The sequence below is a fragment of the Rhizobium sp. BK112 genome (assembly GCF_014193215.1).
GTDB classification, from domain to species: Bacteria; Pseudomonadota; Alphaproteobacteria; order Rhizobiales; family Rhizobiaceae; genus Rhizobium; species Rhizobium anhuiense.
This window is the reverse complement of record NZ_JACHYZ010000018.1, coordinates 1-12,244: the sequence shown is the minus strand read 5'-3', so window position 1 is coordinate 12,244 and position 12,244 is coordinate 1. Positions and strand designations below refer to the sequence as shown.

At 60.6% G+C, this 12,244-nt stretch carries 11 protein-coding genes and 2 pseudogenes; 7 read left to right on the top strand and 6 right to left on the bottom strand.

The window, feature by feature from the left end; genetic code table 11:
• The first annotated feature begins 19 nt into the window (after positions 1 to 19).
• The 4 genes from FHT75_RS31810 to FHT75_RS31795 are packed head-to-tail and all read left to right on the top strand — an operon-like array spanning position 20 to position 4,273.
• Positions 20 to 1,531 (top strand): sugar ABC transporter ATP-binding protein, encoded by a 1,512-nt coding sequence (locus FHT75_RS31810; protein WP_183845460.1) that lies wholly within the window; start codon positions 20 to 22, stop codon positions 1,529 to 1,531.
• A gap of 17 nt (positions 1,532 to 1,548) precedes the next feature.
• Positions 1,549 to 2,523 carry an ABC transporter permease gene (locus FHT75_RS31805; protein ID WP_183845459.1) on the top strand — a complete coding sequence of 325 codons (975 nt, stop codon included), beginning with the start codon at positions 1,549 to 1,551 and terminating at the stop codon, positions 2,521 to 2,523.
• Positions 2,520 to 3,392: a MurR/RpiR family transcriptional regulator gene (locus FHT75_RS31800; RefSeq protein WP_028757177.1), complete on the top strand. Its 873-nt coding sequence runs from the start codon at positions 2,520 to 2,522 to the stop codon at positions 3,390 to 3,392. Before FHT75_RS31805 ends, FHT75_RS31800 begins: the two co-directional genes overlap by 4 nt.
• A complete protein-coding gene (locus FHT75_RS31795) occupies positions 3,389 to 4,273 on the top strand; it encodes a ribokinase (protein ID WP_183845458.1) in 885 nt (294 codons plus the stop codon). Before FHT75_RS31800 ends, FHT75_RS31795 begins: the two co-directional genes overlap by 4 nt.
• Before the next feature lie 32 nt (positions 4,274 to 4,305).
• Here the strand turns inward: FHT75_RS31795 and FHT75_RS31790 are convergent, their stop codons facing one another.
• Complete coding sequence (locus FHT75_RS31790; RefSeq protein ID WP_245445215.1) at positions 4,306 to 5,550, bottom strand: MFS transporter; 1,245 nt, start codon at positions 5,548 to 5,550, stop codon at positions 4,306 to 4,308.
• Between the two features lie 366 nt (positions 5,551 to 5,916).
• Here FHT75_RS31790 and FHT75_RS31785 point away from each other — a divergent pair, with 366 nt between their 5' ends.
• Entirely contained in the window at positions 5,917 to 6,525 is a 609-nt protein-coding gene (locus FHT75_RS31785) for a class I SAM-dependent DNA methyltransferase (RefSeq protein WP_183845457.1), read from the top strand.
• A gap of 240 nt (positions 6,526 to 6,765) precedes the next feature.
• Positions 6,766 to 8,523 (top strand): aconitase X, encoded by a 1,758-nt coding sequence (locus FHT75_RS31780; protein ID WP_183845456.1) that lies wholly within the window; start codon positions 6,766 to 6,768, stop codon positions 8,521 to 8,523.
• A 33-nt stretch (positions 8,524 to 8,556) separates the two neighbouring features.
• Here FHT75_RS31780 and FHT75_RS36540 read toward each other — a convergent pair.
• The 3 genes and pseudogenes from FHT75_RS36540 to FHT75_RS31770 form a co-directional block, all read right to left on the bottom strand.
• Positions 8,557 to 8,843: pseudogene (locus FHT75_RS36540) on the bottom strand (hypothetical protein); the annotation flags it as partial.
• 274 nt (positions 8,844 to 9,117) lie between these two features.
• On the bottom strand, positions 9,118 to 9,561 hold the full coding sequence (locus FHT75_RS31775; protein ID WP_028757460.1) for a hypothetical protein: 444 nt from the start codon (positions 9,559 to 9,561) through the stop codon (positions 9,118 to 9,120).
• Between the two features lie 10 nt (positions 9,562 to 9,571).
• Positions 9,572 to 9,916, bottom strand: coding sequence for a hypothetical protein (locus FHT75_RS31770; protein WP_028827743.1), 345 nt, complete (start codon positions 9,914 to 9,916; stop codon positions 9,572 to 9,574).
• Positions 9,917 to 10,111: 195 nt separating this feature from the next.
• Between FHT75_RS31770 and FHT75_RS36535 the strand changes: the two genes are divergently transcribed.
• The gene (locus FHT75_RS36535; protein ID WP_179869570.1) at positions 10,112 to 10,543 is read left to right on the top strand and encodes a hypothetical protein; all 432 of its coding nucleotides are present in this window, start codon (positions 10,112 to 10,114) and stop codon (positions 10,541 to 10,543) included.
• 360 nt (positions 10,544 to 10,903) lie between these two features.
• Here FHT75_RS36535 and FHT75_RS31760 read toward each other — a convergent pair whose 3' ends face one another.
• Positions 10,904 to 11,695, bottom strand: a complete 792-nt coding sequence (locus FHT75_RS31760; protein WP_183845455.1) for an SDR family NAD(P)-dependent oxidoreductase — start codon at positions 11,693 to 11,695, stop codon at positions 10,904 to 10,906.
• 237 nt (positions 11,696 to 11,932) lie between these two features.
• Positions 11,933 to 12,244, bottom strand: a pseudogene (locus FHT75_RS31755) (N-acetyltransferase); the annotation flags it as partial.

Genomic DNA, 12,244 nt, shown 5'->3' with positions numbered 1-12,244 from the left:
TCTCAAAGGTTGGACTGTCATGGCATCTCCCAGACTGGCGTTCGAAGGCATCTCCAAGGTTTTCCCGGGCGTCAAGGCATTGTCCGACGTTTCGTTCAGCGTCGCCCCGGGTGAAATCCACGCGCTGCTCGGCGAGAATGGCGCAGGCAAGTCCACCCTGCTGCGCATTCTGTCCGGGGTCTTCCGTGCAACGGAAGGCGAAGTCAAAGTCGACGGCACCGTGCACCACTTCCGCAAGCCCGACAGCGCTCGCCAGGCAGGGATCGCCATGATCCACCAGGAACTTCAGCAAGTCCCGCATCTCAGCGTTGCCCAGAACATGTTCCTCGGCCATTCCCTGACCCGTTTCGGCGGCGTGATCGTCAATCGCCGTGAGCAGGAACGGCGCGCGGCCGAGGCGCTTGCGATGATCGATCCGTCCATCGATCCCTCGGTTCCCATCTCGACGTTGAAGGTCGCCCAGCGGCAGGTCGTCGAGATCGCCAGAGCGCTTCTCGACAGGGCGAAGATCATCGCCATGGATGAACCTACCTCGAGCCTGACGCCGAGCGAATTCGAGCGGCTCGCCGAGATCATCGAGCGGTTGGCGGCGAGCGGCGTCTCGATCATTTACGTATCCCACAAGATGGACGAGGTCTTCCGGGTCTGCCAGCGCGCCACGGTGATGCGCGACGGCAAGGTCGTGGGCGTCGGTATCGATCTGAAAACGACTTCACCCGACGACGTCATCGCGATGATGGTTGGCCGCGAGCTGCTGACTGAAGAGCATCATTCCCACACCACAGATACCGTGAGTGTCGAGGTCCGCAATCTTTCGACGTACCGTATCCGCGACGTCTCGTTCGACCTTCACAAGGGCGAAGTCCTCGGCGTCGCAGGGCTCGTCGGCTCGGGCCGCACCGAGCTCCTGCGCGCACTTTCCGGCGCGGACAAGCTTATCTCCGGCACGGTCAAGGTCGACGGAAGGGCGTTGGCGCTGTCCAATCCACGTGCGGCGATCGCCGCCGGTATCGGGCTGCTACCCGAGGAGCGCAAACGCGAAGGCATCATTCCGGGCCGGTCCGTCAGCATGAACATGGCGCTGCCCTCGATGAACCGCTTCTCGAAAGCCGGGATCATCAACCATCGGAAACTCAAGCGGACGGCGGAAGACCTGCTCAAGCGCGTCAACCTGCGACCCTTCCAGCTTGACCGGCAGATCAGACTGTTTTCCGGCGGCAACCAACAGAAGGCGATCATCGCACGCTGGCTGGCGGCCGGATCGCGCATCCTGCTGTTCGACGAGCCGACGCGCGGCATCGATGTCGGCGCGAAATCCGAAATCTATCAGCTGATCGAAGACCTCGCTCGCGAGGGACATTCGATTATCGTCGTCTCCTCCGAGCTTCCCGAGGTGATGCGGGTGTCCGACCGCGTCCTCGTCATGCGCGACGGCGCTGTTGTGGCTGAACTCGGCCGCGAAGACCTCTCCGAAGAAACCATCGTTTCCCACGCCGTTGGGAAGGCCGACAACCGCCGTGGTGCGGCATGACCTACAGGAACATATCCATGTCTGACACGACCCAGAATGCCGGGGCGCCCACTTCCAAACAGTTCGGATCGTTCTCGGTACGCGATGCGGGCACCCTCATTGGATTGATCGCCATCGTCGTCATCTTCGGATTGTTGGCACCCGACTTTCTTTCGCAAAGAAACCTGCTCAACATCCTTCAGCAGTCGAGTATCAACGCCTGCCTGGCACTCGGCATGACGCTCGTCATCATCTCCGGTGGCATCGACCTCTCGGTCGGCCCGACGGCCGCGATCTCTGCCGTGATTACGGCCACGATGCTTGTCGCCGGCGTTCCCGTTCCGCTCGCCATCCTGGCCGGCCTTGCGATCGGTGCTATCTGCGGTCTCGTCAACGGCGTACTCGTGGCCTATGCGGGCCTTCAGCCCTTCATCGTCACGCTCGGCACGCTCAGCACCTATCGCGCCATTGCGCTGATCTACACGGGCGGCAACCCGGTTCTCGGTGTGCCCGCGGGCTTCCGGTCGCTGTTCAACGGCTCCCTGCTCGGCCTTCCCATTCCGGTCATCATGGTCGCCGTCGTCGCCCTGCTCGCCTGGGTGCTGCTCAAGAAGACACCGCTTGGCGAATACCTGCTCGCTGTCGGCGGCAATGAAGAAGCGGCCTATGTCGCCGGCGTACCGATCGCCATCGCCAAGATCACCGCCTATGTGATTTCGGGGGTCCTCGCTGCCCTGGCCTCGATGATCCTGGTCGGCCGCTTGGGTGCCGCCGAACCGATCCTCGGCAATCTCTGGGAACTCGACGCGATCGCGGCCGCCGCAATTGGTGGGGCCTCTCTGATGGGCGGCAAGGGCAGCGTCATCGGCACGATCCTCGGTGCGATCATCCTCGGCGCAATGCGCAATGGATTGACGCTGATGAATGTCCAGGCCTTCTACCAACTTCTGGCCACTGGTCTTATTATCCTGGTCGCCATGATGATCGATCGCGTCACAAGGGGTAGAGGATGAATTCTGCAAATGATCCCAAGGCGGTAGGCCCGCGCATCCGCATGATGATGCCGCAGCTCACCCCTTTGGAGGCGCGTGTCGTGGAGACGGTGTTCGGATTGAGGGATTTTTCCGAGGACACCGCTCTCAAGGATCTGGCGGCGGAAGCGGGAGTGTCCGAGGCCATGGTGGTCAAGATCACCAAGAAGCTCGGCTTCAGCGGCTATCGTGATTTCCGCACTGCAGTGTCGAATTACAACAGGCTTCCTACCGCTGAAATGCATCAGGAATTGTCAGCCGATGACAGTTCGAGGGAGATCATTCAGAAGGTCTTCCGGACGTCGATAAATGCGCTGGAGGAGACTCTCGCGATCCTGGATGTCGACGGTTTCGACCGCGCCGCCGATATACTCGCCAAGGCGGGGCAACGTGATTTCTACGGGGTTGGTGGTTCGGCACAGATTGCCAGGGACGTGGCGCACAAGTTCCTGAGAATCGGCGTGCGGGCCAATGTCCAGGACGATTCGCACATGATGCTGATGTCGGCGTCGCTGCTCGGAGCCGACGACATCGCGATCGGTTTCTCCCATTCCGGGAACACGACCGCTGTCATCGACGCCATCCAGCTCGCGCGGAAGTCGGGGGCGCGAACGATCGCCGTCACGAATTACGGTGGATCGCCGCTTGCGCAGATCGCCGACATCGTTCTGTGTTCCACCGCGCAAGGATCGCCTCTGATGGGCGAGAACGCCGCAGCCCGGATTGCCCAGCTCAACATCCTCGACGCGCTCTTCATGGCCGTCGCGCAGCGAAACTATCAGACGGCGGAGAAAAATCTCGAGAAGACGATGTCCGCCGTCGCATCCAAACGCAAGGACAGGCTTCCATGAGTTCCGCATCACCCTCCGTCGTCGTCTTCGGCAGCCTGCACTATGACATCATGGTGCACGGCCCGGCACGTCCTCGGAAGGGTGAAACCGTGACGGGGGATCACTGGCACCCGAAATGCGGCGGCAAGGGTGGCAATCAGGCAGTCTCGGCAGCGAAGACAGGGATACCGACGTCGATGATTGGTGCGGTCGCGGACGACGATTTCGGCCATGCCCTCACCGACAACCTGGTCCGCAGCAAGGTCGATCATCGCTTCGTCAAGAAAGTGACCGGGGTCGGTAGCGGCATGAGCGTCGCAATCTTCGACAGTGAAGGCGACTACGGCGCGGTCATCGTTTCCGGTAGCAATCTGATGTTGGGACAAGTGGATGTGGATGCAGCTTCGAAGGCGTTCGTCGACGGAGCGCTGCTGGTCCTGCAGAATGAGGTGCCTGATCACGCCAACGTCTCGGCGGCCAAGGCCATGAAGGTCGCGGGCGGAACAGTGGTTCTCAACGCCGCGCCCGCGCGACCTCTCTCCGCCGATTTGCAGCAACTGGTCGATGTCCTGGTGGTCAACGCCATCGAGGCCGAGCAGTTGGCCGAGCTTCCAGTTGTCGACACACTCGAGGGTGCCGCGAATGCCGCGAAACTGCTCGCGGCGATATTCCCCGTCGTGGTCGTGACGGCGGGCGGCGATGGTGTCGCCTGCGCGACCCGGGAAGGTGATGCGTTCTCGATCGAGGCGATCAAGGTGGAACTGGTGAGCACCCATGGTGCCGGCGACGAATTCACCGGCGTTCTCGCCTCAGAACTCGCGCGTGGAAGTGGAATTCGTGCCGCAATCGAGGCCGCGAACCATGCGGCGGCGGTTCTGGTGAGCACGCCACGGGCAAACTGAAATCGTCTCGGCGAACATTGGCTTCGCGTCGGTCATTTCGGGGACATGCCGGATGCCGATTGGCATCGATCCACTTGTTCCGCGGGCTGATCTGCGCGCTTTCGCTCGATCCGCACGACAACGCTACCGCCATCGGCAGTCCGGCGCGCGCCAAGCGCCTTGACCGAAAAGAGCGCGTAGATGATCAGCGGAAGGCAGGCGAGATAGGATGTCCTGATGCCTGCATGTTCGGCAATTAAACCGAGCAGAGGCGGCGCCAGGAAGAAGACGACGAAGGTCATCTGGCCGAGAGCGGCGACGTTGAGATATGCCGCGCGATCGGTACGCTGGGCGGCGGCCGAGACGGCGAGGGGGTAGACCGCGCTGCAGCCGGCGCCCATCAAGGCGAAGCCCGCCAGTGCGACATAGGAATGCGGTGCGCCCCCGACGGCGCAGATGCCAATCGCCGAAAGAACAAGCAGCATCGTGGCGACGGCGCGCGCACCAAACCGATCGACCAGCGGATCAACGAACAGGCGCGCCAGCGCCATGCAAAAGGTAAAGAGTGTCAATCCCAGTCCGCCGATGAAGGGCTCGACTGAAAACACGTCGCGCATATAGATCGCCGACCAGTCGATCCCGGCACCTTCGACGAGGAAGGCGGCGATGCCGATGACACAGAGCGGCATTAGTCCCCAGGTAGGAAGCGCTACCGGCGGCGCCTTGCCCTCGTCCTCCGTAATCCGCGCTGGCGCATTGCGCATGCCGGCGATCGCCCAGATGCCGATGACGAGGACCGCGACAAAGGTCACGGCAAGATGTAGCTGCATCGAAATACCGGCTTGGCGGACGACCGAAGAGACAAGCGCCGTGACGAAGAAGCCGAGGCTCCAGAAGCCATGGGCTCTGTTCATCACGCCGCGTCCCAGCTGCGCTTCGATGCGGTCGATCTCGACATTGAGATTGATCTCCAGCGCCCCGGCGAGCAGCCCTTCGACGAAAAGCAAACAGAACACGGCCGGCGCAGCGCCGATCCATGGCACCAGCGACAGCAGCGCAGATGTGCCGAGAACTGTAATGAACGCCGTCGTCCGCGCGCCGAGCCGGGCGATCAAGGGCGAAGACAAAGTCAACGAAATCAAGGCGCCGATCGCAGCCCCTATCAACGTCAACCCGAGCTCGGACTTATCGACGCCAAGCGCATCCTGCAAATCCGGCATCCTCGACAGCAGCGCCCCCAGCGACACGGCGAAGAGAAAGAAGCAGACATAGATCCGCTGTTGCGGCGCAATTTTCATGATGCAACTCCGGGGATTGACGCTTCGAAGCAGACGAGCGCTTTTAGATCTGTGATGAATACCTCACATGGCCGGAGATCAGAACTTGTTTCTGAGCGGATGCGACGGAGCACGCGGTTTGCCAGACATTCTTCGTGATCACTCGCCCGGTCGACTGCTCGATCCGGCGAAGGATATAGAAACTCGCAACTGACCGCGGCAGGCGTGCGCCCTGGATCCAGGAGAGGAGGCTGTCGAATGTCTCGTTCCATCGGAGGACGGCGCGGTCGAGCTGCCAATAGCTGTCGCCGAACCGGCGCATATGATAGAGCATCGCCTGTCGGGAACACATTGTTGCACTGGAGATAGGAAATCGACAGGAAGACCGTGAGCGACGCAGCCGGCCGCATTATCGACCTCTATCGTCGCCATGCTGATGCGTGGACAGCGGCGCGCGGCACGGCACTGTTGGAGCGTGCATGGATCGACCGGTTTGCAGAGATGCTGCCACGAATGGCGGCGGTGCTCGATATTGGTTGTGGCTCAGGTGACCCAATCGCTCGGTACCTTGCGGGCGGAGGTCATCTGATTACAGGCGTGGACAGTTCGCCAGAAATGATCTCCATATTCCGGACCAATCTTCCCGGCGAGACAGCGCAAGTGGGGGATATGCGCTCGCTGAAACTGGATCAGAGATATGGCGGGCTGATCGTTTGGGACAGCCTGTTTCACCTTGCTCCTTCCGATCAGCGCATGATGTTCTCCATCTTCCGCGACCATGCTGAACCGGAAGCACCATTGCTGTTCACGAGTGGCCCCGCCTTCGGCGAAGTTATCGGCACGCTGGAGGGGGAACCTCTCTATCATGCCAGCCTCGATCCCGACGAATACCGCATGCTGCTCGACCGGAATGGCTTTGACGTTGTTGCCCATGTTGCGGAAGACCCAGATTGTGGCGGGCGCACGGTCTGGCTGGCGCGTCAGCGCTATGCGTAAAGCGTCGCGGAAATGCCAAGATCGCCCTGTCACTTTCTGCACCAACTGGAACAGCCGGGGCGGGCCGGCAACAGATGGCCACCCGGAGCATACTCAGGCATATTCTGCGTTTTGCGAAGGCCGCCTTAATCCGGTAGAGAGCGGGGCGCCCGTCTCGATTGCCGCCGGCGCGATCAAGCTAGCCCCAGATTCGAACGAGTCAAAACTGCTTGCACAGCCACCACCTTGAAAGGCTCACGGATGGTCAACCTTGTTGACGGACTGATTTTCGCAGGGGCGGCTTACGTGCACGGCAAGGCTTCGGGCAATGTTGTTGCAAGCGATCTGGAACTGAGTTTCTGGGGCGGGGTCGATCCCTGGACCGGCGAGGTGATCGATCGGCATCACCCCTTGAGCGGCCGCGGTCTCAAAGACCATATCCTCGCGATCCCGGGGGGCAGGGGGTCCTGCTCTGGCAGCGGCGTGATGTTGGAACTGCTGCTCAATGGCAATGGTCCCAAAGCGATGTTGTTCGAGCGAGAGGAGGATATCCTCACGCTCGGTGTCGTGATCGCCGAGGAGGTATTCGGTCAATCTATTCCCGTTGTAACGCTCGCGCCCGAGAATTTTCGCAAGGTGGTGAGTTCGGCATTTGTCGAGATCGACGGAAACGTTGTTGCCTGTTCCACCGACGGGCTGGCAATGGACGCCATTCCGTCGCATAGCAAAGACTCTGCCCCTCTTTTCGGTGAAGTCGCATTGTCGGAGCGGGATAGAGCTTATCTGGCTGGTGCTCACGGCAAGGCTGCACAATCGGCGATCCGCATCATCCTGCGAATGGCGAAACTGCAGGGCGCCACACAATTGATGGATGTCTCACAAGTCCACGTCGACGGCTGCATCTACAGCGGACCGGGCTCGCTTTCGTTTGCCGAAAAACTGCGGGATCTGGGCGGGCGCGTTGTGGTGCCGACAACGCTCAACTCGATTTCGGTCGATCATCGACGCTGGCGCTCGCAAGGTATTGATCCCGTCCTGGGCGAGCCGGCCAGTCAGTTGGGTGACGTCTATGTCGAAATGGGTGCGCGGCCGACCTTCACCTGCGCGCCTTATCTGCTCGAGACGGCTCCCAAGATCGGCGAGCAGGTGGCCTGGGCAGAATCGAATGCCGTCATCTACGCCAACAGCGTTCTTGGTGCGCGGACAATGAAATATCCGGACTTTCTCGACATTTGCATCGCACTAACCGGCCGCGCGCCTCTGGCAGGCCCACATATCGACAGCAATCGGAAAGCCGGGCTGCTTGTCAGTGTCGCTAATATCGAAAACATCGACGATAGCTTCTATCCGCTGCTCGGTTATCACATTGGTGCGCTGGCATCGAACCTTATCCCTGTCGTCTCCGGTCTTGATCAGGCCGGTCCAACCAATGACGATCTCAAGGCCTTCGGCGCCGCATTTGCGACCGTTTCCAGTGCACCGATGTTTCACATCGTGGGGGTGACGCCCGAGGCAAAGACGCTGGATGCCGTTGTCCCCTCAGGCATCAGCATCCCTTCGATCGATCTTCGGCTCGAGGAACTCGCGTCGAGTTGGGAGGAACTCAACAGCGCCGACGATGAGCGCGTCGATCTCGTCTCGCTCGGCAATCCGCATTTCTCGATCAGCGAAATCGAGAGGCTCGCGTCTCTGTGCAGCGGTCGAAAGAAGCATGTGGATGTGGCGATGGTGGTTACCTGCGGACGCGCAACGCACGATAAGGCCAACGAAGCCGGGCTGATAGCGGCCCTTCAAAGCTTCGGGGTGGAGTTCGTGACGGACACATGCTGGTGCATGATCACTGATCCGATTATTCCCACCTTTGCGAAAACCATACTGACGAACTCGGGCAAATATGCCCATTACGGGCCGGGGATAACCGGTCGGCGCTTTTACTTCGGCGACATTGCCGCATGCGTTGCGGCTGCATGTAGTGGGGTATACAGCAAGGCGGCGCCCAACTGGCTGAGGCAGGCCTAGCTGCCAGCACCAGGTGCGCAAACTTGCGTAAACGAGACGGTTGCTGCCCGGGCGGTCGGTATCGCCAGCGTGCGCTCGTCTAGAATCTCGATGAAGCAGATGGATCCCCGCGCCGGCTGACATCCGCCTTTCCGATCCTGCGTACCGATGCAGAGGAATGGCGATGAACTCCGGTGCATGCCGGCCGATAGTCGCCTGACATTTCTAAATGACCATCGCATATTTCGCCCCGAACAGCCACGAACAGATTGCTCGTCTCTCAAGGCGAATTCCGGATCGAGCTCGAACCTGTTTGTCGACTTGCACTCCCCGAAGCGTATTGTTGACTGGCGGTCTCGTGCCCGAGCAACTTGCCTAGGCGGTGAAGGTTGAAATACACATCCACCATTCACCGCGATCAGCCAGTTACGATTTCGGTCTTGAGACGCGGCTGGTTTAGGCTGGAGCTCAGCGGAAGCCGAAGAAGCTCAATATAGCCAGTACGATCACAACGGCGCCTACGAGCCAGATCAGGTTGTTCATCTGATTTTCCTTTCCCAAGTTGTTGTCATCGACCCTCGATGAATGCGCCGGACGGCGCAATCTCGGCCACCATTACTGCTGCGGCAGGATGATTTTCTGTTCGGTCGTGTTCTTGACGGGCTTCTGGCCGGGCTCGTGCGACATCGTGCGGGTCGTGCTCTGGAGACTGTCGCCATCCGTGCTCGTCTTCGTCCGCGACTTGCTAAAGGTGCCTTTGTCCACGGCCTGGGCCTTCGTCTGAGACCTGAGCTTGTCGCCGTTGTCGTTGACATGGGTCTTGCTCATGGCCTTGCCGTTAGTGGTTGCAGCGCTCCCGCCTGAGCCGACGGAGGAGGTCGTCCCTTCGTCGGTCTGACACACGCCCGCCGTCCCGACGGAACTCGCAGACGTTGCGCCAGCCGCCGCACTTCCGCCCGTTCCGACAGTTCCAGCCGCGTTGCAGTCCTGTGCCGAGACGCCGGCCGTGGTGGACAAAACTGCGATACTGGCCGCGCCGATCAAACTCATGATCTTCATGTCTGGTCTCCTATTTATTGGGTTTCGTGACAGAGCAGGTGCCGTCCGAGCGCTTGGTGATGACGGTTCCGTCGGGCCGCGTGACACTTGCCGTCGAGTAGCTGTCGACGCTGCCCGCGCCTGCCGAGCTAGCTGACGACGAGGATGCCGCAGTCGACGAGCCGGCGCCGGTCGCACTCGAAGAAGACACCTTGCCGTTTCCGGCGGTGACGGTCGTAGACATATTGCCCGATGAGGTCCGGCCTTCGACCACCGTGCAGGTTGTCCCGTCGTCCAGTTTGATATCTTCCGAGGCAGCCTGACCGGCTACCAAGATCGCGGCTCCATAGATGATGCCTTTGACTGTGTTGATCATTTGCTTTCTCCGGTGAAAGGGCCGACGCCTTGTGGCGCCGGCCGGATGCCTCAGCATGAATGACTGGAGCCATTCTTCTTCATCTGGCCCGGAGCGCAGCCCTTCTTCCCATTGTTCTCATGGGATGAACCGGCTTGGCTTGCGCCGGTGCCGACGGTGCTGCCGGTTTTATCGCCGTCAGTCGACGATGCTCCCGTGCCGACTGAAGAGGCCGAATTGGCGTCACCTGACCCTGCGGCCGACCCACCGGTCCCGACAGAACTGCTCGACGTGCCGCCGCCCGCAGAGGAACCGCCTGTGCCGAGTGTCGATGCCGAACCCGAGCCGGAACCGGAGCCTGCAGCAGAACCACCGGTGCCCACGGTGCTGCTGGACTTGCCGCCGCCTGCCGACGATCCACCTGTGCCGATGGTCGAGGCGGAACCGGAACCGCAGTTTTTAGTTCCGGCAGGGCAGTCGCCACCGCCGGCGGAACTTCCACCAGTACCAACGGTGCTGCTCGAAGTTCCGCCGCCCGCCGACGATCCGCCCGTGCCGACGGTGCTGGATGACTGCGCGAATGCCGTCGCCGTCGTGCTTGCCAGCAAGGCTGCAGCGAACGCAATGTGGGTGAGCTTGATCATGTGATTTCCTCCGAATGTTTGTGTTTTGCCTTGGGTCAGTTTGACCGGCGGCTGTCTGGCAAACGAAGGGGAGTGCCGGCTGTTCCAAGGCTACGACCTCAGTCCGGGGTGGATCAGACAAAGGTCTAACCCACTGTAACGCATTGTGAATTTGCCCTTGCCTGGCAGCGGTTGATCGGGCTCGCAAGGTGCAGCAGCAGTTTCAAGGCCGGCTGAAGGTCTGCTCTTTAGCGAATTGGTGTTGCAAAGCAGCCTGTCTGATTCATGCCTCCTTCATCCCGCACACGCGTGCCGGCGGCCGCAATAAGAAGGCGATCGGAAGGCTCCGCCCTATGAACAACGGCAGGTCAGATGAGGGATCAGCTCAGAGCGTGTCGATCAGTCCTCCGTCCACACGCATGGAAGCTCCTGTCGTCGCGGATGCCAAAGGCGAGGCGAGGTAGGTTACGAGGTTGGCGATCTCCTCGACGCTCGCAGCTCGTTGGATAATCGAACTTCCACGATGCTGCTTGACGAAGTCCGCCGCGACCTCCTCGATCGGCTTGCCCGTCTTCGCACGCTCTTCGGCAAGCATCGCCTCGACGCCTTCGGACAGTGTCGGTCCGGGAAGAACCGAGTTCACAGTAACGCCCGTACCAGCCATGCGCTTGGCGAGCCCGCGGGCAACCGCGATATCGGCGGTCTTGCTAACGCCGTAGTGAATCATCTCCACTGGAATATTAAAGCCGGATTCCGACGCGATGAAGATGACGCGACCCCAGTTGACGGTCTGCATGCCCGGAAGGTAGGCACGCGAAAGCCTGACGGCCGACATGACGTTTACCTGCCAGTGGCGATCCCAGACCTCGTCGCTCGCCTCGAAGAAGTCGAGCGGCTGGAAGATGCCCGCATTGTTGATCAGAATATCGACATGATGAACCTTGGCGACGAGAGCTTCACACCCTTCAGCGGTTGCGACATCGGCTGCGACGGCGCTCACGCTTCCCCTGGCACCTTCGCCTTTCAGGCGGTCTCCCGCCTTTGCGGTCTTTTCTTCAGACCGTCCGTTGACCACCACGTTCGCACCAGCCCTCGCAAGCTGGCGGGCGATCGCGTAGCCGATGCCTTCGGTAGATCCAGTAATCAGCGCGGTTTTGCCTGTGAGGTCGATCTGCATCTGCGGCTCCTTCTGAGGTTGGATCAGTGAAGGTATGATCTGGCGGTCTGTCTCGCAACAGCCCGCGACGTCGATGATCCTTTCGGGTGGAACCCGTGGCGGTGCCCTGGAAGCGGGTTTGCAAGCTGATCCAGAAGCAGATGACATTCTCTCAGAGTTCGAGCAGTGATCCGGCAAGCGCGACACTTGGAAAGAAGGCAACAGCTCGATTGGCAGACCTAAGGTGTCCGCCGTCCCTTATGAACCGTCCGGAAACCGGTAATTCATTCTCGTATAAATCTGCTCGAATCCGGCCACAATGAGATTGGCGTGAGAGATATTCGGCTCATCGGCAGAAGGTTGGGCGGTTTCGACGACGAATGTCTGAACACCCTGGCTGGCGCCTTGGTTCAGACGCGCGGCAATCAGGGCTTTCTGTGCCCCGCGATTGCAAAACTCGGGAACGGTCGAGCCACCGCCAAGCCAAGCACAGCCGTCTGCCGCATACATCGCGCCGGTCGCAATCGGCCTGCCGTCCAATTCCGCGAAAAAACAGCTCCAACCGTCCTT

Coding starts and splice junctions, on each gene's coding strand:
- FHT75_RS31810 (WP_183845460.1), top strand. CDS start 20: ATGGCATCTCCCAGACTGGCGTTCGAAGGCATCTCCAAGGTTTTCCCG.
- FHT75_RS31805 (WP_183845459.1), top strand. CDS start 1,549: ATGTCTGACACGACCCAGAATGCCGGGGCGCCCACTTCCAAACAGTTC.
- FHT75_RS31800 (WP_028757177.1), top strand. CDS start 2,520: ATGAATTCTGCAAATGATCCCAAGGCGGTAGGCCCGCGCATCCGCATG.
- FHT75_RS31795 (WP_183845458.1), top strand. CDS start 3,389: ATGAGTTCCGCATCACCCTCCGTCGTCGTCTTCGGCAGCCTGCACTAT.
- FHT75_RS31790 (WP_245445215.1), bottom strand. CDS start 5,550: ATGAAAATTGCGCCGCAACAGCGGATCTATGTCTGCTTCTTTCTCTTC.
- FHT75_RS31780 (WP_183845456.1), top strand. CDS start 6,766: ATGGTCAACCTTGTTGACGGACTGATTTTCGCAGGGGCGGCTTACGTG.
- FHT75_RS31775 (WP_028757460.1), bottom strand. CDS start 9,561: ATGAAGATCATGAGTTTGATCGGCGCGGCCAGTATCGCAGTTTTGTCC.
- FHT75_RS31770 (WP_028827743.1), bottom strand. CDS start 9,916: ATGATCAACACAGTCAAAGGCATCATCTATGGAGCCGCGATCTTGGTA.
- FHT75_RS31760 (WP_183845455.1), bottom strand. CDS start 11,695: ATGCAGATCGACCTCACAGGCAAAACCGCGCTGATTACTGGATCTACC.